Consider the following 20,331-nt stretch of genomic DNA (forward strand, 5'->3'; position numbering starts at 1 on the left):
TCAACTGTCTACGGGCACACCTCAGATTCGGAACTACGCACGACCGTGTGTGCCTACAGTCGCCGTAACAGGTCGGCGGGCAGCGCGAAGCCGCGACCGAGCCGACACGTCAGGCTACCATCGCCGCGAGACCGGCGCGTTCAATGCGCGAACAGGCCCGCGAACAGGGCGCGGACGGCCGGCCGCGGCGCCGGGCCGCCGCCCGGGTCGCGGCGCGGCGCACGGCGCGCGGGTCAGGGGCCGGTGAGCAGCCGGCGCGCCTGGTCGACGTCGTGGCGCATCTGGTCGATCAGCGCGTCGATGGAGTCGAACTTCAGCGTGTCGCGCAGCCGGGCCGTGAAGTCGACCACCACGTGCGCCCCGTACAGGTCGAGGTCGTCGCGGTCGAGGGCGTAGGCCTCGACGGTGCGCTCGACGCCCTCGAAGGTCGGGTTGGTGCCGATGGAGATCGCCGCCGGCCACCGTTCGCCCTCGTACGGGGAGGGCGACTGGGTGCACTCGAGCCACCCCGCGTAGACGCCGTCGGCCGGGATGGCGGTGAACGAGGGCGACTCGACGTTGGCCGTCGGGAAGCCGAGCAGCGCCCTGCCGCGCTGGTGACCGCGCACGACGACGCCCTCGACGCGGTGCGGCCGGCCGAGCGCCACCGCGGCGCCCTCGACGTCGCCCGAGGCGAGCAGCTCGCGGATCATGCTGGAGGAGATCGCCTCGCCGTTGCTCACCAGCGGAACCCCTTCGGCCACGAAGTCGTACTTCTCACCGAGCTGGCGGAGCGTCTCGATGTCGCCCGCGGCCTTGTGGCCGAAGCGGAAGTTCTCCCCGACGACGACCCCGGCGGCGTGCAGGCGGTCGACGAGCACCGCCTGGACGAACTCGTCCGGGCTCATCTGCGAGAACTCCAGCGTGAACGGCAGCACGCACACGGCGTCCACGCCGAGCGCGCCCAGCAGTTCGATGCGGTGCCGCGCCGTGCTCAGCCGGGGCGGGTGGGTGCCCGGCCTGACCACCTCGTCCGGATGGGGGTCGAACGTGATCGCCACGGAGGCGGCCCCCAGGTCGGCCGCCATGGCGACGGCACGTTCGACCATGCGCTGATGACCTTGGTGCACACCGTCGAACACCCCGATCGTGATGACGGACCTGCCCCAGTCTCCGGGCACGTCGTCGAGTCCGTGCCAGCCCTGCACCTCGACCTCGTTCCTTGGTGATGGTCGCGCTCATCCAAGCCTGCCATGCGCGGAGGGCATTTCCCCGCACGGGGACGAGGGTAGCCCAGCGGCGGGCCCGGCGGGCGACGGCCCCGGCTCGCGTACACCGCGACGACCGGGTGCGGGCGCCGCGACGACCGGGTGCGGGCGCCGCTCCAAGGTCTCCGGCGCCGCGCGGCCGGGCGTCGTGCGCGCCGAACGGGCTCAGAGGGACGCCTTGAGCCCCGAGCCGCACAACGGCGCCACGACCTCCCCCTCGGCGTAGGGCGAGCCCTCGGCGCGCAACCGGCGCACCGCCGCGTACGCCACCGCCGCCGTGGGCTCCACCCACAGCCCCCGGGCGGCCAGGGCGGCGTGCGAGCCGGCGACCTCCTGCTCGGACACGGTGACCACGGCGCCGCCGGTGTCGCGGACGGCCGCGAGGATGCGCGCGCCGCGGGCGGGCGCCGCGATGGCGATGCCCTCGGCCACCGTCGGCCCGGCGGCCACCGGCGCCACCTCGGCGCGCCCGGCGGCGAACGCCGCGGCGACCGGTGCGCACCGCTCGGCCTGCACGGCGACGATGCGCGGCACCCGGTCGGCGAGGCCCGCCTCGCGCAGGGCGGCGAACCCGAGGTGGGCGCCGATCACCAGCGTGCCGTTGCCCGCCGGCAGGACCACCGTGCCGGGGACCCTCCCGCCGAGCTGCTCGAACAGCTCGAAGGCGTAGGTCTTGGTGCCCTCGTAGAAGTAGGGGTTGTACACGTGGCTGGCGTAGAAGGCTCCGGTACGTTCCACGTGGCCGGCGGCGGCGCGGGCGGTGTCCTCGCGGGTCCCCTCGACCACGGTCACCCGGGCGCCGTGCCCTCTGATCTGGTGAAGCTTCTTCTCGCTGGTGCCGGCCGGCACGAAGATCTCGGCCGGGACGCCCGCGCGGGCCGCGTACGCCGCCACGGCCGTGCCCGCGTTGCCGCTGCTGTCGGCGACCAGCCGGTCGGCGCCGAGCAGGCGGGCGAGCGCCACCAGCATGACCGCGCCGCGGTCCTTGAACGAGCCGGTCGGCGAGGCGTACTCGAGCTTCAGCCGCACGCCGGGCTCGCCGTCGAGGGCGGCGTCGACCAGCGGCGTCATGCCCTCACCCAAGCTCAGCTCCCGGCCGGGCACGGCGATGGCGTCCCGGTAACGCCACAGGGAGTGGTCGCCGGCGCGGGGGTTCCAGGCGAGCGGGACGGGCGCGAGGTCGAGCGTTCCTCCGCAGTCGCACCGCCACCGGCCGGCCGAGGGAGCGCTGGAACGCCCGCAGGCGCACACGTAGTCCGGCAGATCACGCGTCAAGGGGCACCTCAGGGGACGAAGACGGCGAGAGGCTTGACCGAGCGGCCGCGCTCCTCGACCAGGGCGAGAAGGGCGCCGTCCGGCCCGAACACGCCGATCGGGCCGCTTCCCAGACCCGCCGACGCGAGCCGGCCGCCGTGGCCGATGAGCCGGGCATCCTCGGCCGAGACGTCCATGCGGGGGAACGCCGCCGCGACCGCCTCGGCCATCGGCAGGATCACGCAGTCCTGCGCGAGCTCGTCCAGGGTGCGCGCCACCGACAGGTCGTAGGGGCCGACGCGGGTGCGGCGCAGGCGGGTCAGGTGACCGCCGACGCCGAGCGCGGCGCCGAGGTCGCGGGCCAGCGAACGGATGTAGGTGCCGCTGGTGCACCGCACCGAGGCGTCCACCTCGACCGCGTCGCCCTCGCGCCGCACGGCGGTGATCTCGAAGGCGTGGACGGTCACCGGGCGGGCCCGCAGCTCGACCTCCTCGCCGGCCCTGGCCCGCTTGTAGGCGCGCTCGCCGTTCACCTTGATCGCGCTGACCTGCGGCGGGACCTGCTCTATCGGCCCGGTGAGCGCGGCGACGCCGGCGTGGATCGCCTCGTCGGTCACCTGGCCCGCCGCGACCTCGGCCAGGACCTCGCCCTCGGCGTCGTCGGTGTTGGTGGTGACCCCGAGCCGGATCGTGGCGTCGTAGCCCTTCTCGGTGAGCGCCAGGTGGCCGAGCAGCCGGGTGGCCTTCTCGACGCCCACCACCAGCACCCCGGTGGCCATCGGGTCCAGGGTGCCCGCGTGGCCGACGCGGCGGGTGCCGGCCAGGCGCCGCATCCGGCCCACGACGTCGTGGGAGGTCCAGCCGGCCGGCTTGTCCACGATGACCAGCCCGCTGGGCGGCGCGGGACGCTTCTCGCGCGCCCCTCTGGCGGCCGGGGCACCCGGCTCACCGGCCGCCAGGGTGATCGGCTCGCTGCCCGCCAGGGGGCTCGGCTCGCTGCCGGCCGTACTCATCGGCACATCCTCGAAGTCTCGTCTGCGGGTGGAGGGAACGGGCGGGGCGCCGCTCAGCTCTTCGGGCCGAGGAGCGCGCACAGCTTGGCGATGGTCTCCTCGGGGGTGTCGTGGGAGGTGAAGCCCGCCGCCCGGACGTGGCCGCCGCCTCCCAGGGCCGTGCAGGCACGGCCGACGTCCACCCCTCCCTTGGACCGGGTGGAGACCTGCCAGGCCCCGTCGTCGTCCTCCTTGAGCACGACCGCGACGTCGGGCTCGTCAGTGCGGCGGATGACGTCGATGATGCCCTCGACCTCCTCGTAGGGCAGGCAGTAGGCGGCCCGGTCTACGCGGGACACGTAGGTCCACACCATGCCGGCGCCCGCGGCGGCGTCCTGGTCGAGCCGGACGCGGCCGAGGACCGTGCCGAGGAGCTTGAGGTAGCAGAACGGGGAACGGTCCCACAGCTCGCGGGCGATCTCGTCGGTGCGCAGGCCCGTCGCCACCAGCCGCGCCGCCATCTCGTGCACGGCCGGCGTGGTGGAGGAGTGCTTGAAGGAGCCGGTGTCGGTGACCAGGCCGGTGTAGAGGCAGGTGGCGACGTCGCGGTCGAGCTCGTAGCCGAGCCGGGCCATCAGCTCCTCGACCAGCATGGACGTCGAGGCGGCACGGGGGTCGACGATGGGGACGCTGCCGAACCCGGTGTTGGAGGGGTGGTGGTCGATGACGATCAGTTCGGCGGCCTTGCCCGCGTGGGGGGCGAGCAGGCCGAGCCGGTCGATGGTGGGGACGTCGAAGCTGATCATCAGGTCGGGCTCGGCGGGGTAGGCCGCCGGCTCCACCAGAAGGTCCTGGCCGGGGAGGAAGCGCAGCAGGCGCGGCACGGCGAACCGGCGGTCGCCGAAGGAGGCCACCACGTGCTTGCCCGCCCGCCGCAGCGCCATGCCGAAGCCGAGCATGGAGCCCAGGGCGTCGCCGTCAGGGGTCACGTGGCAGATCAGCGCCACCTCGCGTGCGCCTGAGATGAGGGCGACGGCCCGGCGCCAGTCCTCCTCCCGCACCGCGGGCACGGGATCGCCGGTGTGCGTGCTGGGCATCACTGGGCCGAACGCCCCGCCCGGTCGTGCGACTCTGCCTCCACCCCCACTGGCGGCTCCTGGCCGTCCGGGCTCTCTTCGTCGCCCGGCTTGCGGTAGGGGTCGGGCTCGCCGGCGTGCACGGCGCCCTGCGCGCGCTTGGCGATCTCCTCGTCCCGGGCCCTGGCCTCGGCGAGCAGCTCGTCGAGGTGGCGGGCGCTGTCGGGCAGGGGGTCGTGGCTGAAGGTCAGGGTCGGGGTGAACCGCACGCCGGTCTGGCGGCCGACCTCCGCACGGATGATCCCCTTCGCGCTTTCCAGGGCCGCGGCGGTGTCGGCGCGCTCGGCCTCGGAGCCGAACACGGTGTAGAACACCGTCGCGTCACGGAGGTCGGCGGTGATGCGGGTGTCGGTCACCGTCACGAAGCCGAGGCGGGGATCCTTGATCCGCCGCTCCAGCATCTCGGCGACGACCTGCTGAATGCGGTCCGCAAGTTTGCGGGCGCGTGCTGCGTCCACGATCGCGCTCCCCCTCTTTACTCGCTTTAATCGCTTAACGGCCCGCGGGAATGGAGACTTCCCGCGGGCCCCTAATCTTCGTCCTCGTTGAACAGCCGCCGCTTGGCGGACAGCAGCTCGATCTCCGGATGGAACGCCACCAGCCGCTCGCAGGCGTCGAGCACCTCGCCGCAGTTGCCGGCCGTCGCCGACACCACGGCGACGCCGATCTCGGTGCGCCGGTGCAGGTCGAGATGGCCGGTCTCGGCCACCGCGACCGCCGGGAACCGGCGGCGCACCTCGGCGATCAAAGGACGCACCACTGAGCGCTTCTGCTTCAGCGAGTGAACGTCGCCGAGCAGGATGTCCAGGGTCAGAGCACCTATGTACATGGCTGTCGCCGCGGGTGCGGGGCGATGGAACGCCGGGGGTGTCCGTGGGCCGAGACCCACGGACACCCTCCGTCGTGTCCGTCACCGCCGTCAGGCGCGCGGCTTCTCCCGCATCTCGAACGTCTCGATGACGTCGTCGATCTTGATGTCGTTGTAGCCGAGACCGATACCACACTCGAAGCCCTCGCGGACCTCGGTCGAGTCGTCCTTGAAGCGGCGGAGCGACGAGACGGTGAGGTTGTCGGCCACGACGACGCCGTCGCGGATGATGCGCGCCTTGCTGTTGCGGGTGATCGTGCCCGAGCGGACCAGACAGCCCGCCACGTTGCCGATCTTCGGGACCTTGAAGACCTCGCGGACTTCGGCGGTGCCCGTCTGGGCCTCCTCGAACTCCGGCTTGAGCATGCCCTTCAGGGCCGCCTCGATCTCCTCGATCGCCTGGTAGATGACCGAGTAGTAGCGGATGTCGACGCCCTCGCGCTCGGCCAGGTCGCGCGCCCGGACCTCGGGCCGCACGTTGAAGCCGATGATGACGGCGTTGTCGTCCGCGATCGCCAGGTTGACGTCGTACTCGGTGATCGCGCCGACCGCACGATGGAGCACCCGCAGGCGCACCTCGTCGCCGACATCGATCTTGAGCAGCGCGTCCTCCAGGGCCTCCACGGAACCGGAGACGTCACCCTTGATGATGAGCTTGAGCTCGTCGACCTTGCCCTTCTCCAGGTCGCTGAACAGCTCTTCGAGGGTGCGCCGACGGCTGGACCTCGCCATGTCGGCGATGCGCTGCCGGGCCGCCCGCTGCTGGGCGATCTGGCGGGCCATGCGGTCGTCGGTGACGACGATGAAGTTGTCACCGGCGCTCGGCACGGCCGTCAGGCCCAGCACCAGGACCGGACGCGACGGGTCGGCCTCGGTGACCTGCTCGCCGCTGTCGTCCAGCATCGCCCGGACGCGGCCGAAGGCCTCGCCACAGACGATGGAGTCGCCGACCCGCAGGGTGCCGCGCTGCACGAGCACGGTCGCCACGGGGCCACGGCCCTTGTCCAGGTGAGCCTCGATCGCGATGCCCTGGGCGTCCATCGTCGGGTTGGCCCGAAGGTCGAGCTCGGCGTCGGCGGTCAGCAGGATCGCCTCGAGCAGGTCGTCGATGCCGAGGCCCTGCTTGGCGCTGATGTCGACGAACATCGTCGAGCCGCCGTACTCCTCGGCCACCAGACCGTACTCGGTGAGCTGGGCGCGAACCTTCGTCGGGTCGGCGCCCTCCTTGTCGATCTTGTTGACCGCGACCACGATCGGCACCTCCGCCGCGTGGGCGTGGTTGAGGGCCTCGATGGTCTGCGGCTTCACACCGTCGTCGGCGGCGACCACCAGCACGGCGATGTCGGTCGCCTGCGCACCACGGGCACGCATGGCGGTGAACGCCTCGTGACCCGGGGTGTCGATGAAGGTGATCTTGCGCTCCTGGCCTTCGTGCTCGGTCGCGACCTGGTAGGCGCCGATGTGCTGGGTGATGCCACCGGCCTCACGGGCCACCACGTTGGTGTTGCGGATGGCGTCCAGCAGCTTGGTCTTACCGTGGTCGACGTGACCCATGACGGTCACGACCGGCGGGCGTGCCGCGAGGTCGCTCTCGTCGCCCTCGTCCTCGCCGAACTCGATGTCGAAGGCCTCGAGAAGCTCGCGGTCCTCCTCCTCCGGGCTGACGACCTGGATGGCGTAGTTGAGCTCGGCGCCGAGAAGCTGCAGGGTCTCCTCGTTCACCGACTGGGTGGCGGTCACCATCTCGCCGAGGTGCAGCATGATCTGCACCAGCGAGGCGGGGTTCGCACCGATCTTGTCGGCGAAGTCGGACAGCGAGGCTCCGCGCGGCAGGCGCAGGGTCTGGCCGGTGCCACGGGGGACCTGCACGCCGCCGATCGACGGGGCCTGCATGTTGTCGAACTCTTGACGCCTCTGGCGCTTGGACTTGCGTCCGCGCGTCGGACGGCCGCCGGGACGCCCGAAGGCTCCCGCCGTGCCGCCGCGGCCGCGGGCACCGCCGCCACCGGGACGACCGGCGAAACCGCCGCCGCCACCGGCACCCGCGCCGGCGCCACCGCCGGGACGACCGCCGGTGCCCGTGCGGGGGCCGCTGAAGCCGCCGCCACCAGGACGACCGGCGCCACCGCCACCGCCACCGCCGGGACGGCCACCGCCGCCACCGGGACGACCGCCGCCGCCACCGGGACGGCCACCGCCACCGCCGCCACCGCCCTGGCCGGGGCCGGACGGGCGCGAAGGCATCATCATCGGGTTCGGACGCGGCCCACCGGGACGGGGGCCGCCCGCACCGGGACCGGGACGCGGCCCGCCGGCGCCGGGACCCGGACGCGGACCCGCCGCTCCGGGCGGGCCGGAACGCGCGCCCGGCGGACGCGGCATCGCGCCGTCGCGGGGACCCTCGCGGCGCGGCTCGCGCGGACCGGCGCCATCTCGGCGCGGCTCGCGGGGACCGCCCTCACGGGGAGCGCCGTCGCGGCCGGGAGGGCCACCGCCCTCACGGCCCGGACGCGGCGGGCGCTGGCCCATGCCGCTCGCGGTCGAGGAGAACGGGTTGTTGCCCGGACGCGGGCCGCGCGGACCCGGCTTCGGGCCGCCCGGACGCGGAGCCCCGGAGCCCGGGGCGCCGGAACGCGGACCCGCCGGAGCGCCAGGAGCGCTCGGAGCGCTCGGAGCACCGCCACCGGACGCCGCCGGGGCGCCGGAGCGCGGAGCGGCCGGACCCGGACGGGGGCCGGGCTTCGGGCCGGAACCCGGACGCGCGCCGGGCGAGGCCGGGCGGGCGTCGGAACGCGGGGCCTCGAACCGAGGGGCCTCGGTGCGGGGGGCCTCGGCGCGAGCGGCCTCAGGACGCGGCGCGGCGGGGCGCGGAGCCTCGGTGCGCGCGGCCTCGGGACGCGGCGCGGCCGGGCGGGGGGCCTCCTGCGGAGGCTGGTTCACGTGGGGCATCGGAACTGGCGGGCGCGGCGCGACGTTCGCCGGACCCGGGCGCGGACCAGGGCCGGGACGCGGGCTGGGGCCCGGTCGCGGAACACCCTGACCCGGCGCGGGCGCGCCGTTGCCGGCCTGGCTCGGAGCCGGCCGGGGGGACGCCTTCGGCGCCCTGGACGACCTGTCGCCGCCCCTGGAATCGGAGGACCCCTTCAGGGCCTCCGTAAGCTTGCGGACCACCGGCGCTTCTATCGTTGAAGACGCCGATCGCACGAACTCGCCCATTTCTTGGAGCTTGGCCATCACGACCTTGCTCTCTACTCCGAACTCCTTGGCGAGCTCGTAGACTCGGACCTTCGCCACTGCACTCCCTAACTCGGCCCGGGAGGCTGTGCCGCCGGACCGTCGCTACCTAGACGTACTCATCGCCGCATGCTCATCAGGCGCTCATCGCTATCTGACCCGCCCATCGACTCGGCGTCTTACATGACAGTTGGTAACCATTCACCCGGTCCTACTCGGCGTCAAGCCCTACCAGGTGAGCGCGCAGACACGCCGCGTCAAGCGACTCCGCGACTCGGAACGAACGCGGAAACGCCCGGCGACGTTCGGCGAGCTCCAGGCAGCTCAGCGCCCGGTGCAGATATGCACCTCGGCCCTGAAGCCGTCCTCGCTGGTCGGGAATGATCTCACTCCCGACCACCACCAGGCGGAGCAGCTCGGACTTTACCGTGCGAACCCGGCAGCCCACACACGTTCTCAGCGGGGCCGCCCGGCCACCGTACTCAAGCTTACCTTGTGGAGGCATCGGCGGGGCCGACGGCATCCCCTGCGGCGGGCGCCTGGGTATCGGGCCGGATGTCGATGCGCCACCCGGTGAGGCGAGCGGCCAGCCGGGCGTTCTGCCCCTCTTTGCCGATCGCGAGCGAGAGCTGGTAGTCGGGCACGGTCACCCGGGCGACGCGACCATCGAGATCGATCACCTCGACATGTGAAACCCGCGCCGGCGACAGGGCATTCCCGACGAAGTCGGCAGGATCGTCCGACCAGTCGATGATGTCGATCTTCTCGCCGTGCAGCTCGGTCATGACGTTGCGCACCCGTGACCCCATCGGGCCGATGCACGCGCCCTTGGCGTTGACCCCGCCCCGGCGCGAGCGGACCGCGATCTTGGTGCGGTGGCCGGCCTCGCGGGCGATGGCGGCGATCTCCACGGTGCCGTCGGCGATCTCGGGCACCTCCAGCGCGAAGAGCTTCTTCACCAGGTTCGGGTGCGTGCGCGACAGCGTGACCGAGGGGCCCTTGTGACCCTTCTTCACCTGCACCACATAGCAGCGCAGGCGCTCGCCGTGCACGTAGTCCTCGCCGGGGACCTGCTCGTTGTGCGGCAGGATCGCCTCGATCTTGCCCAGGTCGACCAGCACCACCCGGGGGTCCTTGCCCTGCTGGATGACCCCGGCGACCAGCTCGCCCTCGCGGCTGGCGAACTCGCCGAAGTTGATCTCGTCCTCGGCGTCCCTGAGCTGCTGCAGGATGACCTGCTTGGCCGTGGTCGCGGCGATGCGGCTGAAGTTGCCGGGGGTGTCGTCGTACTCCCTGGCGATCTGGCCCTCGTCGTCGAGCTCGGCCGCCAGGATGGTCACGTGCCCGGAGGTGCGGTCGAGCTCGGCGCGAGCCTTGGCCGCCGCCCCCTCGGTGCGGAAGTACGCGATCAGAAGCGCGTCCTCGATGGCCTTGACGACCAGGTCGAAGGAAATGTCCTTCTCCCGCTCCAGGCTGCGCAGGACGCTCATGTCAATGTCCACAAGGCTCCCCCCTAGCCCTCATCGCCGTCGTCGTCGCCGGCGTCGTCTTCATCATCCGTCTCGTCGTCGAGCCGGCGGAACTCAACCTGCACCCGCCCCTTGGCCAGCTCTTCCCACGCCAGCGGGCGTGAGGCCTCCCCCACCGACAGCTCGACGCCGGTGTCGCCGACGGCCAGGACGCGGCCCTCCAACGAGGTGCCGTCACGCAGGTCGGCCTTCACCAGCCTGCCCTTGGCGCGGCGCCAGTGGCGCGGCTCGGTGAGCGGGCGGTCGACCCCGGGCGAGGAGACCTCCAGCACGTACGGGCTGCCGCCCATCACGTCGCTGTCATCGAGTGCCTGCGACACCATCTGGCTGATGTCGGCGACCTTGTCGAGGCTGACGCCGTCGTCGCCGTCCACGATGACGCGCAGGAGGCGCCGCTTGCCCGCCGGGGTGACGATGACATCTTCAAGATCGAGGCCCTCGGAGGCCGCGACGGGTTCAAGAAGCTTGATCAGGCGGTCACGTCGAGCGTCTGCGCCCATGCTGACCTCCCAGTTGTTTCAACGGCCGTCTCAAGGGACGGCCGAATGCGTACCTCGCCCAACGGTTCACCAGCCTATCGACACCGGGGCACGGAAAGAGCGTCACTCGGTTACCCACCGGGCGACGCGCCGTACGATGCTATGTGCCAAGCCAGGAAAAGCCGTCATTCACAAGGAGGCCGCACCGTGCGTCAGCGTGCCCTGACCCGGCGCGTGGTGCTGCGCGGCACCGCGGTCGCGGCGGTCGCCGCCTCCGTGGCCGGATGCTCCGGCGCGGGGCCGGCGCCGGGCGCCGCGCCCACGCCGCGGCCGCCCGATGCCGAGACGGTGCTGCTCACCGGCGTCATCGCCGACAAGGAGCAGATGGTCGCCCTCTACCGGCAGGCGGCCCGCGCGAACGCCAAGACCGCCGCGAGGCTCCAGCCGTTCCAGCAGCGCCATGAGGCCCACCTGGCCGAGCTGCGGCGCCGCCTGCCCGCCCCGGTGCCGCCTCCGGCGGGCACGCCCACGCCGTCGGCCTCGGCGGGCGGCTCTCCTTCGGCGGCGGCGGTCTCCATCGGCACGCTGAGGCAGATGGAGGGCAAGGCGGCGGCCGCCCGGGTCCGGCAGGTCCGCACGGTCTCCGCCCCGCTGGCCCAGTTGCTCGCCTCCATCGGCGCGTGCGAGGCCGCGCACGCGGCGGCCCTGGCGAGGCCGAGGTGACCGACGCCCTCAGCGAGCTGAACAAGGTGCTGGCCGCCGAGCACGCGGCCGTCTACGCCTACGGCGTCGTCGGCGCGCGCTCCTCCGGCGACCAGCGCACCACGGCGACGGCGGGCTTCAACGCCCACCGGGCCAGGCGCGACCAGATCCGCGGCCTGATCGCGGCCAGGGGCGGCACCCCCTCGGAGGCCGGCCCCGCCTACGAGCTGCCGTTCCCGGTGACCGCCCCGCGCGAGGCCGCCCGGCTGGCCGCGCTGGTCGAAGACCGCGTGACGGCGGCCTATCTCGAGCTGGTCGCGGTCGGCGATCTGTCGCTGCGGCGGCTGGCCGCGCAGGCCATGCAAGAGTGCGCCGTGCGGGGCTACGGCTGGCAGCCGGTGATCGCCGCGTTGCCGGGGCACCCGGCGCCCGCGCCGGCCCCTTCTCCGGCGGGACGGGCGACCGGCTCTCCGCCCGTCTCCCTCGACCAGTAAGGCACTGTCTCCCATACCTCCACGTTTGCGATCGGTGCGCGGGGTAGTTGCTGATCCATCGCAACGCACGGAGGGACACATGGGCTGGAGTTACCGTAAGTCGATCAAGATGGGGCCGTTCAGGCTCAACCTGTCGCGCAGCGGTGTCGGACACAGCTATGGCGGACGAGGCTTCCGTGTCACCAAGACCGCCGACGGGCGGCGCACCATCACCGTCAACCTGCCGGGCGGCTTTCACTGGCGCAAGACGCTCGGCGGCAGCCGTAGTTAGACCGGTCGCCGGGCCGGTGGCCCGGCGTTCACGAGCCGCGCGCCGTGCAGTTCGACTCTGACGCGGTGCGTGTTGGGGCTCGCCGCCTCGGGCCGAGAGGCGGCGGGCCCTTTTCCATGCCGGCCGGGTTTCCATGCCGGCCGCCCGGAGCGCGCGGGCGCCGCGCGAGGCGGCGCGGGCGGCCCGGGCCGCGGGCGTCAGGCGCCCTGGGCGGGCTCCGGCTCGGCGGTGGCGGCGGCCAGCACGCGGCCGACGGCCTCGGGCAGGGGGATCTCCTGCTTGGTCCCCGAGGCGCGGTCGCGCAGCTCCACGACTCCCTGGGCCAGCCCGCGGCCGATGATCAGAATGGTGGGGACGCCCAGCAGCTCGGCGTCCTTGAACTTCACGCCCGGGGAGACCGAGGGGCGGTCGTCGACCAGGACGCGCAGCCCCTTGCCCTCCAGCTCCTCGGCGAGCGCGAGCGCCACCTCGACCTGGTTGTCCTTGCCGGTGCCGACGATGTGGACGTCGGCGGGCGCGATCTCGCGCGGCCAGACCAGGCCGAGCTCGTCGTGCTTCTGCTCGGCGAGCACCGCGACGGCGCGCGAGACGCCCACCCCGTAGGAGCCCATGGTGATGCGGATGGGCTTGCCGTCGGGGCCGAGGGCGTCCAGGCCGGCGGCGTCGGCGTACTTGCGGCCGAGCTGGAAGATGTGGCCGATCTCGATGCCGCGGTCGATGGACAGCGGGTGGGCGCAGCGGGGGCAGGAGTCGCCGGCGCGCACCTCGGCGGCCTCGATGGTGCCGTCGGGCTCGAAGTCGCGGCCCGCGACGACGTGGGCGGCGTGCCGGCCCTGCTCGTTGGCGCCGGTGACCCAGGACGAGCCCGCCACGACCCGGGGGTCCACCAGGTAGCGGATGCCGAGCCCCTTGAGGACCTGCGGGCCGATGTAGCCGCGCACGAGGCCGGGGTGCTTGGCGAAGTCGGCGGCCTCGAAGATCTCGGGGACGCCGGGCGACAGCGAGGCCTCCAGCCGCTTGAAGTCGACCTCGCGGTCGCCGGGCACGCCGATGACCAGCGTCTCGGCCTCGCCGGACCCGGGGGTGCGCACCTTGACCACGACGTTCTTCAGGGTGTCGGCGGCGCCGACGCCGAGGCCGTAGCGCTCGTTGACGAAGGAGACCAGCGAGTCGATGGTCGGGGTGTCGGGGGTGTCCAGCACCTCCATGGCGGGGTGCTCGGCGGTCACGGCCGGGGGCGCGGGGGTGGTGAAGGCCTCGGCGTTGGCGGCGTACCCGCAGTTGTGGCAGGCCACGAAGGTGTCCTCGCCGGTGGGGGTGGGCGCGAGGAACTCCTCGGAGGCCGAGCCGCCCATCGCGCCGGACATCGCGAAGCAGATCTTGTAGTGGATGCCGAGCCGGTCGAACATCTTGATGTAGGCCTCGCGGTGCAGCTCGTAGGAGCGCTTGAGGCCGTCGTCGGCGAGGTCGAAGGAGTAGGAGTCCTTCATGACGAACTCGCGCCCGCGCAGGATGCCGGCCCGGGGCCGGGCCTCGTCGCGGTACTTCGTCTGGACTTGATAGAGGATGACCGGATAGTCCTTATAGGAGGAGTACTCCCCCTTGACCATGTCGGTGAACATCTCTTCGTGGGTGGGGCCGAGCAGGTAGTCGGCGCCCTTGCGGTCCTTCAGCCGGAACAGCGTGTCGCCGTACTCGGTCCAGCGGCCGGTCGCCTCGTAGTACTCACGGGGCAGCAGCGCGGGGAACAGGACCTCCTGGCCGCCGATGGCGTTCATCTCCTCGCGCACGACGCGGGCGACGTTCTCCATGACGATCTTGCCGAGGGGCAGCCACGAGTAGATGCCCGGGGCGACGCGGCGGACGTAGCCGGCGCGGACGAGCAGCTTGTGGCTCGGCACTTCCGCGTCCGCCGGATCCTCACGCAGGGTGCGCAGGAACAGGGTGGACATACGCAGCAGCACGGCTACTCCTCGGTCGCGGTGGTTGACAGGTATACAGGCTATCGAGTCCCGCGGGACCGCCGGCCGAATTTATGCCGCTCACCCGGTGGCGCCCGCCGCCGTCGCCGGGTGGCCCGACCGGATTATTGCGAGCGCCCTCGGCGTGCGAGTCTGGTCGGGAGGACCCGCCTGGGCGAGAATCGGCGCAAGACGTCGCGGGGCCGGCAGGTCCCGTTAAGGAGGCCGCATGTCGCTGCGCGTGGCGATCGTCGGATCGGGTCCCGCCGGTATCTACACGGCCGAGGCCCTGACCAAGCAGGCGGGCGAGCCCGTCGAGATCGACGTCCTGGACCGCCTGCCCACCCCGTACGGGCTGGTGAGGTACGGCGTCGCCCCCGACCACACCTCGATCAAGTCGATCGCCGGCTACCTGCGCAAAGTGCTGGAGCTGCCGTCGGTGCGCTTCCTCGGCGGTGTGGAGCTGGGCTCCGACGTCACGGTCGACGATCTCGCCGCCTGCTACGACGCGGTGGTCTACTGCACGGGCGCGATGGTCGACCGGCATCTCGGCATCGCCGGCGAGGACCTCCCCGGCAGCGTGGCCGCCACCGACTTCGTCAACTGGTACTGCGGTCACCCCGACGTGCCGCCCGACGCCTTCTCCCTCGACAGCGCCGAGGTGGCGGTGATCGGGGTCGGCAACGTGGCGGTCGACGTGGTGCGCATCCTGGCCAAGACGGCCGACGAACTGCGCTCCACCGACGTGCCGCAGGAGGTCCTCGACCGGCTGGCCAAGAGCCAGGTGACGACCATCCACATGATCGGCAGACGGGGTCCCGAGCACGCCAAGTTCACGCTCAAGGAGCTTCGCGAACTCGGCGAGCTGACCAACTGCGACGTGCTCGTCCGTCCGGACGAGGCCGGGTCGGGCGAGCTGGGCGAGCTGTCGCGGCAGATCCGGGGCAACGTGGAGGTCCTGAGGTCCTGGTCGTCGCGGACCCCGTCCGGCCGGCCCCGCCGGCTGGACGTGCGGTTCTGGCTGCGCCCGGTGGAGATCCTCGGCGCGGGCAGGGTCGAGGCGCTGCGGCTTGAGCGCACGCGCCTTTCGGAGGGCCGGGTCGTGGGCACCGGCGAGTACGAGACGATCCCGGCCGGCATGGTGCTGCGCTCGGTGGGCTACCAGAGCGTCCCGCTGCCGGGGGTGCCGTTCGACACCGCGACGATGACCGTGCCCAACACGGCCGGGCGGGTCGGCGAGGGGCAGTACGTCGCGGGCTGGCTCAAGCGCGGGCCGACCGGCGTCATCGGCACCAACAAGTCCGACGCCGCCGAGACCGTGCGCACCTTGCTGGCCGACCTCACCGCGCGTCCTGAGCGGCCCGAGCCGGGCGCCCGGCTGGAGGACGTACTGGCCGCGCGCGGGGTGCGTCCGGTGACCTACGCGAACTGGCTGGCCATCGAGGCCGCCGAGGCGGCCCTGGCCCTGTCCCTGGGCCGCGGCGAACACGTCAAGCTAGTAGGCCGCCCCGCCATGCTCGCCGCCTTCACCCCCTCCACCCCCGAACCCTGATCCGCCTTCCGCGACGGGGGCCCCGAGGGCGTGGCCGGCGCGGCGGAGGGCGGCGGCCAGGGTCTTGATGGTCGCGGGTTCCTCCATCACGCCGCCGCCGGCGTCGCGCCGCTCCTCCCAGGCGCGGACGCGCTCGGCGTAGGCGTCGCGGGTCGCCAGGTGGAAGGCGTACACGGTGGCGTACCGGCTGACCAGGTGCGAGGGGTGCATGTCCCAGCCCTGGTAGAACCCGTGGCGCAGCGAGTGACGCACCATGCCGGCGTGCGCCCGCCACAGCGCGTGCACGTCCCGCGTCGAGCCGGAGGCGGGTGAGGCGGCCAGCGAGCCGTCCGACAGCTCGACCCCGGTGCCGGCGAGCGCGACGCGCATCACCTCGCGGGCGTGGTCGCAGACCGGATGGTCAAGGCGCTGCTCGGCGGGCGGGAGCCCGCAGGCGGCGGTGTAGTCGAACACCCCGAAGTGCGCCGCGGCCAGGCGCCCGCCCAAAGACGGCACCAGGTCGGGCGAGCGGGCGAGGAAGAGCACGGTCTGCGGCGCCTCCACCTGCATCTCGAAGCGCAGCGTGCCGGACGCGAGCCCCAGTCCCTCCTCCAGAGAGGCCAGGCACCCGGCGAACCGCCCGAGGTAGGTCTCCATGAGGACCTTGGGGAAGGTGACCGTGAAACCGGGCGGCAGCCCGCCGGCCCGGACGGCGACCTCGGTGAGGAAGCCGTCGAGGGTGCGCAGGCTGCGGGCCGGGTCCCCGTCGGCGAACGACTTGACCCGCAGCCCCCAGCGGCGCGGCAGCGTACCGGCGGCGTGCATGGCGGCGACCGCCTCGGCGGCCCGGACGGCGTGCTCGTCCTCCTCGGCCGCCGGGCGCGTCCCGTACCCGTCCTCGAAGTCGATCCGCAGGTCCTCGACGGGCTCGCGGGCGAGCTTGCGGGCCACCCGGCCGCGGACGTCATCGGCCGTCTCCGCCGCGGCGGGCCCGAAGAGCGCCGGCAGGGCCGCGCCGCCGGGCAGGTGGCGCTCCAGCAGGCTCAGGGCCTCCTCGCCCCACGCCTGCACGGTCTCCGCGACGATGCGGTCGGCGGGCACGTACACGGTGTGCACCGGCTGCCAGGAGGCGCCGGTCGCGGGGTAGCGCCGCGCCTGCTCGGCCAGGGCGGCGTCCACGCCCGGCACGTCGTGGCCGCCCAGGGTCAGGCGCACCTCAGATCGTGTCCACCAGGTCGCGCCAGCGCCGGACGCGCTCGGCGTCGACCGGGTCGGACCAGGACGAGCGCGCGGCGCTGCCGATGTGGAAGGCGCGCACGCCGTAGTCGAGAAGTGGGGGGACCAGGTGGGGCCGGAGCCCGCCGCCGGCCAGGATGATCGGCGCGTCGCCCGCCTCGGCGCGCGACCGCAGCACCGGCAGCCCCGCGGCGATGCCCGAGGGGTCGCCGGAGGTGAGCACGGTGGCGAGGTTGGGCAGCAGCCGCACGGCGCGCCAGCCCGCCTGCACGTCGGCCGCGTTGTCCACGGCCCGGTGGAAGGTCCAGGGCAGCGGCGTGACGGCCTGGATCAGCGCCTCGGTGGCCGCCAGGTCCACCTTCCCCTCCTCGTCGAGGAAGCCGAAGACGAACCCCGCCGCTCCGGCGTCGGCCAGGACGCGCGCGTCGCGCTCCAGGCCCTCCAGTTCCTCCGGGGTGACGCCGTAGCCGGCGTTGGAGCGGAGCATCACCATCTGCGGCAGCGCGGACTTCTTGGCGATCGCCGCCACGGTCTCCGGGGCGGGGGTGAGCCCGCCGACGGACATGTCGGCCACGATCTCCAGGCGGTCCGCGCCGCCGTCCTCTGCGGCCACGGCGTCGCGCACGTTCAGCGCGATCACCTCGAGCAGCGATCCGGTCATGGGTCCTGAGGTTATCGGACCCTCTTGTCCATAGATGGACCGCTACCACCCGCAAGCCGGCCAATGGTCCGAGGTAGGCCGGCTACATCATGATCTGTTCCGGGGGCACCATGATCCGATCCACCGCCGGAAAGTGCCGCCGGGCAGGCGGTTCAGTGGGTCGCCACATGCGCGGACCTGCGGCGCCGCGCGTGCGGCAGCGCCGGGGACGCCAGGTCGGCGGCCCGCTGGAACAGCGCACCCGAGGCGCGGTGCGGGAGGTCCACCGTGCGGACGTGCCGGAACCCGAGCTTGCGGTAGTACCCCTGAAGGCCCGGGTTGTTCTTGGAGCAGTCGAGCCGCAGCCACCGCCGGCCGGTGGCCGCCACGCGCAGAGCCGCCCAGTCGAGCAGCGCCCCTCCGAGGCCGGACCCGGCGAAGGCCCGCTTGACGGCCAGCTTGTGGACGTACAGGCCCGATTCGGGGTGGTCGGCGCGCCGCCAGAACTCCGGGTCGGCGTGGTCGTCCAGGGCCATGGTGGCGGCGGGGACGCGGATCTCTCCCTCCTGGCGGGCGTCCTCGTCGTCCAGCACGTACATGGTCCCCTCGGCGATCAGCGGCTCGATGCGCGCGGCCGGGAAGCCGTCGGCCGGCCACTGGCGGATGCCCCGGGTGTGCAGCCAGCCCGCCGTCTCCGCCAGTAGCGCGAGAACGCCGGGCAGGTCGTCGGGGGTGGCATTACGCAGCGTGAGGGAACCGGCCTGCTGGAGGGTGTGGGAGTACATGACTCGTCCTTTCGTCGCCGTGTGTAGCGCCTCGAACACCGAACGTGCTCGACCGGGGGCGCGGCCCTATCAGTCAAGGCCGGAGTGAACGGCGTCAGCCGCCGGGCCTGTGGGCGTCAAGGGCCGCGATGGCGGCCCCGGCCCGCGCCGGCGGCAGGACGGCGCGGCCGCGTCGCGAAGCGAGACGGCGCGCGCGAGGTCAGCTCAGTGCGAGCTCGTACCTGATCAGATGCTTGTCGGCGGGCAGTACCGACAAGGCGACCCGGACCGGGGTGCCCTCACGGTCGTAGCCAACTCGGACATATACGACAACAGGGGTACCAGGTTCGAGTTGCAGGCGGGCGGATTCCTCAGGAGTCGGCATACGAGCCGAGATGTCGTCCACGACGCGGACCTGGCGGTGACCCAGTTCCTCCAGCACGCGGTTGGCCCCACGCGTGATGTCCGCCGGACGGGCGATCTCGGAATCGCGCACCAGCGTGTGCGGGAAGTAGGAGTCGTTGGTGTTGTAGGGCTGGTCGTCGACATAGCGCAGCCGCCGCCGCACCACCGCGAGCGCGTGCTCCTCCAGCTCCAGCCTCGCGGCGATCTCCTCGGGCGGCTCCACGATCGAGACCTCGATCTCCTGGCCGGGCTTGCGGCCCTCCTTGGTGACCGCCTCGGCGAACGCCTCCCGGCGCAGCACGCCCGGCGGGGTGTTGAGCTCGGCCTGGGGACGCATGAGAAGCGCGCGGCGGTCGCGAACGAAGCTGCCGCGCCGGCGCATCCGGGTGATCAGACCCTCGTTCTCCAGCTCGGCCAGGGCGAGCCGTACCGTGTTGCGACTGACCTCATGGCTGTCCATGAGGTCCATCTCCGTCGGCAGCTGGGCGCCCGGCCCGAGCTCGCCGGAGTAAATCGCCCTGCGTAGCTCGCCGGCCACCTGCTGGTACAGCGTCGACCGTGCCAAATCTCACCTACGGTTGCGTCCTTTTGTACCTACGAATTTAGACGATCTCGATCTGACGGCAAACAACCCCTTGACCCAAGCGTCTCCACACCGCATTATCCAAACGTTGGTACAAATCCATCAAAGAGGCGGCGAGGGGTGAGGGCCTGTGCTGGCAGTCCGGGCGGGCACGCCATATCTGCCCTGGCACGATCCCCGCGAGGCGACGCGTCTACTGCGCTACGCGCTGCACCGGGAGGGGTTCACCCACACCTACCAGAGCAGCGCGAACGGGATGTCGGTGCTGTCGGTGACCACCGGGCTGACCGTGTGGTGCCGCAGCGGGTCGTTCGTGTGGAACGAGGACGGCCTCACGGTCACCCATCCGTCCGATGACCCCGTCGGCGCCGCGCAGCTCGTCAAGCGCCATCTCCGCCGGCCGGTCGAGGAGGAGCCCGAGGATTCCCGGGCCCACGACTCCGGCGACCGGCCGCCCACAGACTCCGTGCGGTAAACGACGGCCAGGACCCCAACCCTCGCCGGGGTCCTGGAAGTCGCGCCGGGGCGGAACGTGTCCTGGCGGGTCCCCCACGCCCGCCAGGACACGCCTTCCGCCATCACCGTCGGCCACGGCCCTTCCCCCCGTCAAGGCCGTTCCCCGCCCCCTCACGGCGCTCCCCGCCCCCCCGTCACGGCGGCTCCCCGTCCCGAGCCCGGCCCCCGGTTCCTCGTGACGCTTCCCGTCCCGCACCGGCCCTCCCCGGTTCCTCGTCGCGGCCGCTTCCTGTTCCCTCGCGGCCGGCCCGCTCTTGATGGAGCCGTCCTTCCGGCCCTGGTCACGGCCGCTCCTCCGTCCTCGCCAGGGCCGCTCGCCGGCTCTCCATCGGCACCGCCGCCCGGCGGCGCGCGCCGGGACCGCGGGCGCGGGCGTGGCCTGCGTCACACGTCGCGGCCTTGACCTGAACCACGGTTGAGGTTGCATGCTGAATCGCGGCACCCTCGCCGGGCGGACCGACCCGCCCGGCCGCGCGGGGCAGCCTTCCA

At 72.8% G+C, this 20,331-nt stretch carries 20 protein-coding genes; 5 read left to right on the top strand and 15 right to left on the bottom strand.

The genetic code is table 11. The features are described 5' to 3' along the window. Nucleotides 1-233: 233 nt before the first annotated feature. The 10 genes from ABZT47_RS02405 to rimP all read right to left on the bottom strand — a co-directional run bounded on the left by ABZT47_RS02405 (nucleotide 234) and on the right by rimP (nucleotide 10,760). A complete protein-coding gene (locus tag ABZT47_RS02405; protein WP_354835245.1) occupies nucleotides 234-1,187 on the bottom strand; it encodes a bifunctional riboflavin kinase/FAD synthetase in 954 nt (317 codons plus the stop codon). Nucleotides 1,188-1,412: 225 nt separating this feature from the next. Further along, a complete protein-coding gene (locus ABZT47_RS02410; RefSeq protein ID WP_354835247.1) occupies nucleotides 1,413-2,522 on the bottom strand; it encodes a pyridoxal-phosphate dependent enzyme in 1,110 nt (369 codons plus the stop codon). Between the two features lie 8 nt (nucleotides 2,523-2,530). Beyond that, nucleotides 2,531-3,514, bottom strand: a complete 984-nt coding sequence (gene truB / locus ABZT47_RS02415; RefSeq protein WP_354835249.1) for a tRNA pseudouridine(55) synthase TruB — start codon at nucleotides 3,512-3,514, stop codon at nucleotides 2,531-2,533. A gap of 53 nt (nucleotides 3,515-3,567) precedes the next feature. After that, the gene (locus ABZT47_RS02420; RefSeq protein ID WP_354835251.1) at nucleotides 3,568-4,590 is read right to left on the bottom strand and encodes a bifunctional oligoribonuclease/PAP phosphatase NrnA; all 1,023 of its coding nucleotides are present in this window, start codon (nucleotides 4,588-4,590) and stop codon (nucleotides 3,568-3,570) included. Continuing rightward, nucleotides 4,590-5,090 (bottom strand): 30S ribosome-binding factor RbfA, encoded by a 501-nt coding sequence (rbfA, locus tag ABZT47_RS02425; protein ID WP_354835449.1) that lies wholly within the window; start codon nucleotides 5,088-5,090, stop codon nucleotides 4,590-4,592. The genes ABZT47_RS02420 and rbfA overlap by 1 nt, the downstream gene beginning before the upstream one ends. Before the next feature lie 68 nt (nucleotides 5,091-5,158). After that, on the bottom strand, nucleotides 5,159-5,458 hold the full coding sequence (locus ABZT47_RS02430; protein ID WP_354835253.1) for a DUF503 domain-containing protein: 300 nt from the start codon (nucleotides 5,456-5,458) through the stop codon (nucleotides 5,159-5,161). Between the two features lie 90 nt (nucleotides 5,459-5,548). Continuing rightward, nucleotides 5,549-8,791, bottom strand: a complete 3,243-nt coding sequence (gene infB, locus ABZT47_RS02435; RefSeq protein WP_354835255.1) for a translation initiation factor IF-2 — start codon at nucleotides 8,789-8,791, stop codon at nucleotides 5,549-5,551. Between the two features lie 151 nt (nucleotides 8,792-8,942). Further along, complete coding sequence (locus ABZT47_RS02440) at nucleotides 8,943-9,254, bottom strand: YlxR family protein (RefSeq protein ID WP_354835257.1); 312 nt, start codon at nucleotides 9,252-9,254, stop codon at nucleotides 8,943-8,945. Then, nucleotides 9,220-10,221, bottom strand: a complete 1,002-nt coding sequence (gene nusA, locus ABZT47_RS02445; protein WP_354835259.1) for a transcription termination factor NusA — start codon at nucleotides 10,219-10,221, stop codon at nucleotides 9,220-9,222. Before nusA ends, ABZT47_RS02440 begins: the two co-directional genes overlap by 35 nt. A gap of 23 nt (nucleotides 10,222-10,244) precedes the next feature. After that, nucleotides 10,245-10,760, bottom strand: a complete 516-nt coding sequence (gene rimP, locus ABZT47_RS02450; RefSeq protein WP_354835261.1) for a ribosome maturation factor RimP — start codon at nucleotides 10,758-10,760, stop codon at nucleotides 10,245-10,247. 186 nt (nucleotides 10,761-10,946) lie between these two features. Between rimP and ABZT47_RS02455 the strand changes: the two genes are divergently transcribed. The 3 genes from ABZT47_RS02455 (at nucleotide 10,947) to ABZT47_RS02465 (ending at nucleotide 12,206) form a co-directional block, all read left to right on the top strand. After that, a complete protein-coding gene (locus ABZT47_RS02455; protein WP_354835263.1) occupies nucleotides 10,947-11,462 on the top strand; it encodes a hypothetical protein in 516 nt (171 codons plus the stop codon). Next, nucleotides 11,459-11,935, top strand: a complete 477-nt coding sequence (locus tag ABZT47_RS02460; RefSeq protein ID WP_354835265.1) for a ferritin-like domain-containing protein — start codon at nucleotides 11,459-11,461, stop codon at nucleotides 11,933-11,935. The genes ABZT47_RS02455 and ABZT47_RS02460 overlap by 4 nt, the downstream gene beginning before the upstream one ends. 79 nt (nucleotides 11,936-12,014) lie before the next feature. After that, a complete protein-coding gene (locus ABZT47_RS02465; RefSeq protein ID WP_354835267.1) occupies nucleotides 12,015-12,206 on the top strand; it encodes a DUF4236 domain-containing protein in 192 nt (63 codons plus the stop codon). A gap of 197 nt (nucleotides 12,207-12,403) precedes the next feature. Here ABZT47_RS02465 and ABZT47_RS02470 read toward each other — a convergent pair whose 3' ends face one another. Beyond that, complete coding sequence (locus tag ABZT47_RS02470; RefSeq protein WP_354835269.1) at nucleotides 12,404-14,170, bottom strand: proline--tRNA ligase; 1,767 nt, start codon at nucleotides 14,168-14,170, stop codon at nucleotides 12,404-12,406. A gap of 226 nt (nucleotides 14,171-14,396) precedes the next feature. Between ABZT47_RS02470 and ABZT47_RS02475 the strand changes: the two genes are divergently transcribed. After that, nucleotides 14,397-15,719, top strand: a complete 1,323-nt coding sequence (locus tag ABZT47_RS02475) for an FAD-dependent oxidoreductase (RefSeq protein WP_354835271.1) — start codon at nucleotides 14,397-14,399, stop codon at nucleotides 15,717-15,719. Here ABZT47_RS02475 and ABZT47_RS02480 read toward each other — a convergent pair. The 4 genes from ABZT47_RS02480 to ABZT47_RS02495 form a co-directional block, all read right to left on the bottom strand. Then, nucleotides 15,663-16,913 (bottom strand): aldolase, encoded by a 1,251-nt coding sequence (locus ABZT47_RS02480; RefSeq protein ID WP_354835273.1) that lies wholly within the window; start codon nucleotides 16,911-16,913, stop codon nucleotides 15,663-15,665. The genes ABZT47_RS02475 and ABZT47_RS02480 overlap by 57 nt on opposite strands. Before the next feature lies 1 nt (nucleotide 16,914). Next, nucleotides 16,915-17,595: a copper homeostasis protein CutC gene (locus tag ABZT47_RS02485; protein ID WP_354835275.1), complete on the bottom strand. Its 681-nt coding sequence runs from the start codon at nucleotides 17,593-17,595 to the stop codon at nucleotides 16,915-16,917. A 152-nt stretch (nucleotides 17,596-17,747) separates the two neighbouring features. After that, entirely contained in the window at nucleotides 17,748-18,359 is a 612-nt protein-coding gene (locus ABZT47_RS02490; RefSeq protein ID WP_354835277.1) for a GNAT family N-acetyltransferase, read from the bottom strand. 199 nt (nucleotides 18,360-18,558) lie between these two features. Then, nucleotides 18,559-19,308 (bottom strand): GntR family transcriptional regulator, encoded by a 750-nt coding sequence (locus ABZT47_RS02495; protein WP_354835279.1) that lies wholly within the window; start codon nucleotides 19,306-19,308, stop codon nucleotides 18,559-18,561. A 148-nt stretch (nucleotides 19,309-19,456) separates the two neighbouring features. Here ABZT47_RS02495 and ABZT47_RS02500 point away from each other — a divergent pair, with 148 nt between their 5' ends. After that, on the top strand, nucleotides 19,457-19,801 hold the full coding sequence (locus tag ABZT47_RS02500; protein WP_354835281.1) for a hypothetical protein: 345 nt from the start codon (nucleotides 19,457-19,459) through the stop codon (nucleotides 19,799-19,801). Nucleotides 19,802-20,331 lie beyond the last annotated feature (530 nt).

Origin of the sequence: Sphaerisporangium sp. NPDC005289 (assembly GCF_040607455.1) — a bacterium.
In the GTDB taxonomy this organism is placed as follows: Bacteria; Actinomycetota; Actinomycetes; order Streptosporangiales; family Streptosporangiaceae; genus Sphaerisporangium; species Sphaerisporangium rhizosphaerae.

Excerpts from the sequence above, each read along its gene's own strand:
- truB (WP_354835249.1), bottom strand. The coding sequence starts at position 3,514 with ATGAGTACGGCCGGCAGCGAGCCGAGCCCCCTGGCGGGCAGCGAGCCG.
- ABZT47_RS02420 (WP_354835251.1), bottom strand. The coding sequence starts at position 4,590 with ATGCCCAGCACGCACACCGGCGATCCCGTGCCCGCGGTGCGGGAGGAG.
- ABZT47_RS02430 (WP_354835253.1), bottom strand. The coding sequence starts at position 5,458 with ATGTACATAGGTGCTCTGACCCTGGACATCCTGCTCGGCGACGTTCAC.
- ABZT47_RS02440 (WP_354835257.1), bottom strand. The coding sequence starts at position 9,254 with ATGCCGTCGGCCCCGCCGATGCCTCCACAAGGTAAGCTTGAGTACGGT.
- nusA (WP_354835259.1), bottom strand. The coding sequence starts at position 10,221 with ATGAGCGTCCTGCGCAGCCTGGAGCGGGAGAAGGACATTTCCTTCGAC.
- rimP (WP_354835261.1), bottom strand. The coding sequence starts at position 10,760 with ATGGGCGCAGACGCTCGACGTGACCGCCTGATCAAGCTTCTTGAACCC.
- ABZT47_RS02465 (WP_354835267.1), top strand. The coding sequence starts at position 12,015 with ATGGGCTGGAGTTACCGTAAGTCGATCAAGATGGGGCCGTTCAGGCTC.
- ABZT47_RS02475 (WP_354835271.1), top strand. The coding sequence starts at position 14,397 with ATGTCGCTGCGCGTGGCGATCGTCGGATCGGGTCCCGCCGGTATCTAC.
- ABZT47_RS02485 (WP_354835275.1), bottom strand. The coding sequence starts at position 17,595 with ATGACCGGATCGCTGCTCGAGGTGATCGCGCTGAACGTGCGCGACGCC.
- ABZT47_RS02490 (WP_354835277.1), bottom strand. The coding sequence starts at position 18,359 with ATGTACTCCCACACCCTCCAGCAGGCCGGTTCCCTCACGCTGCGTAAT.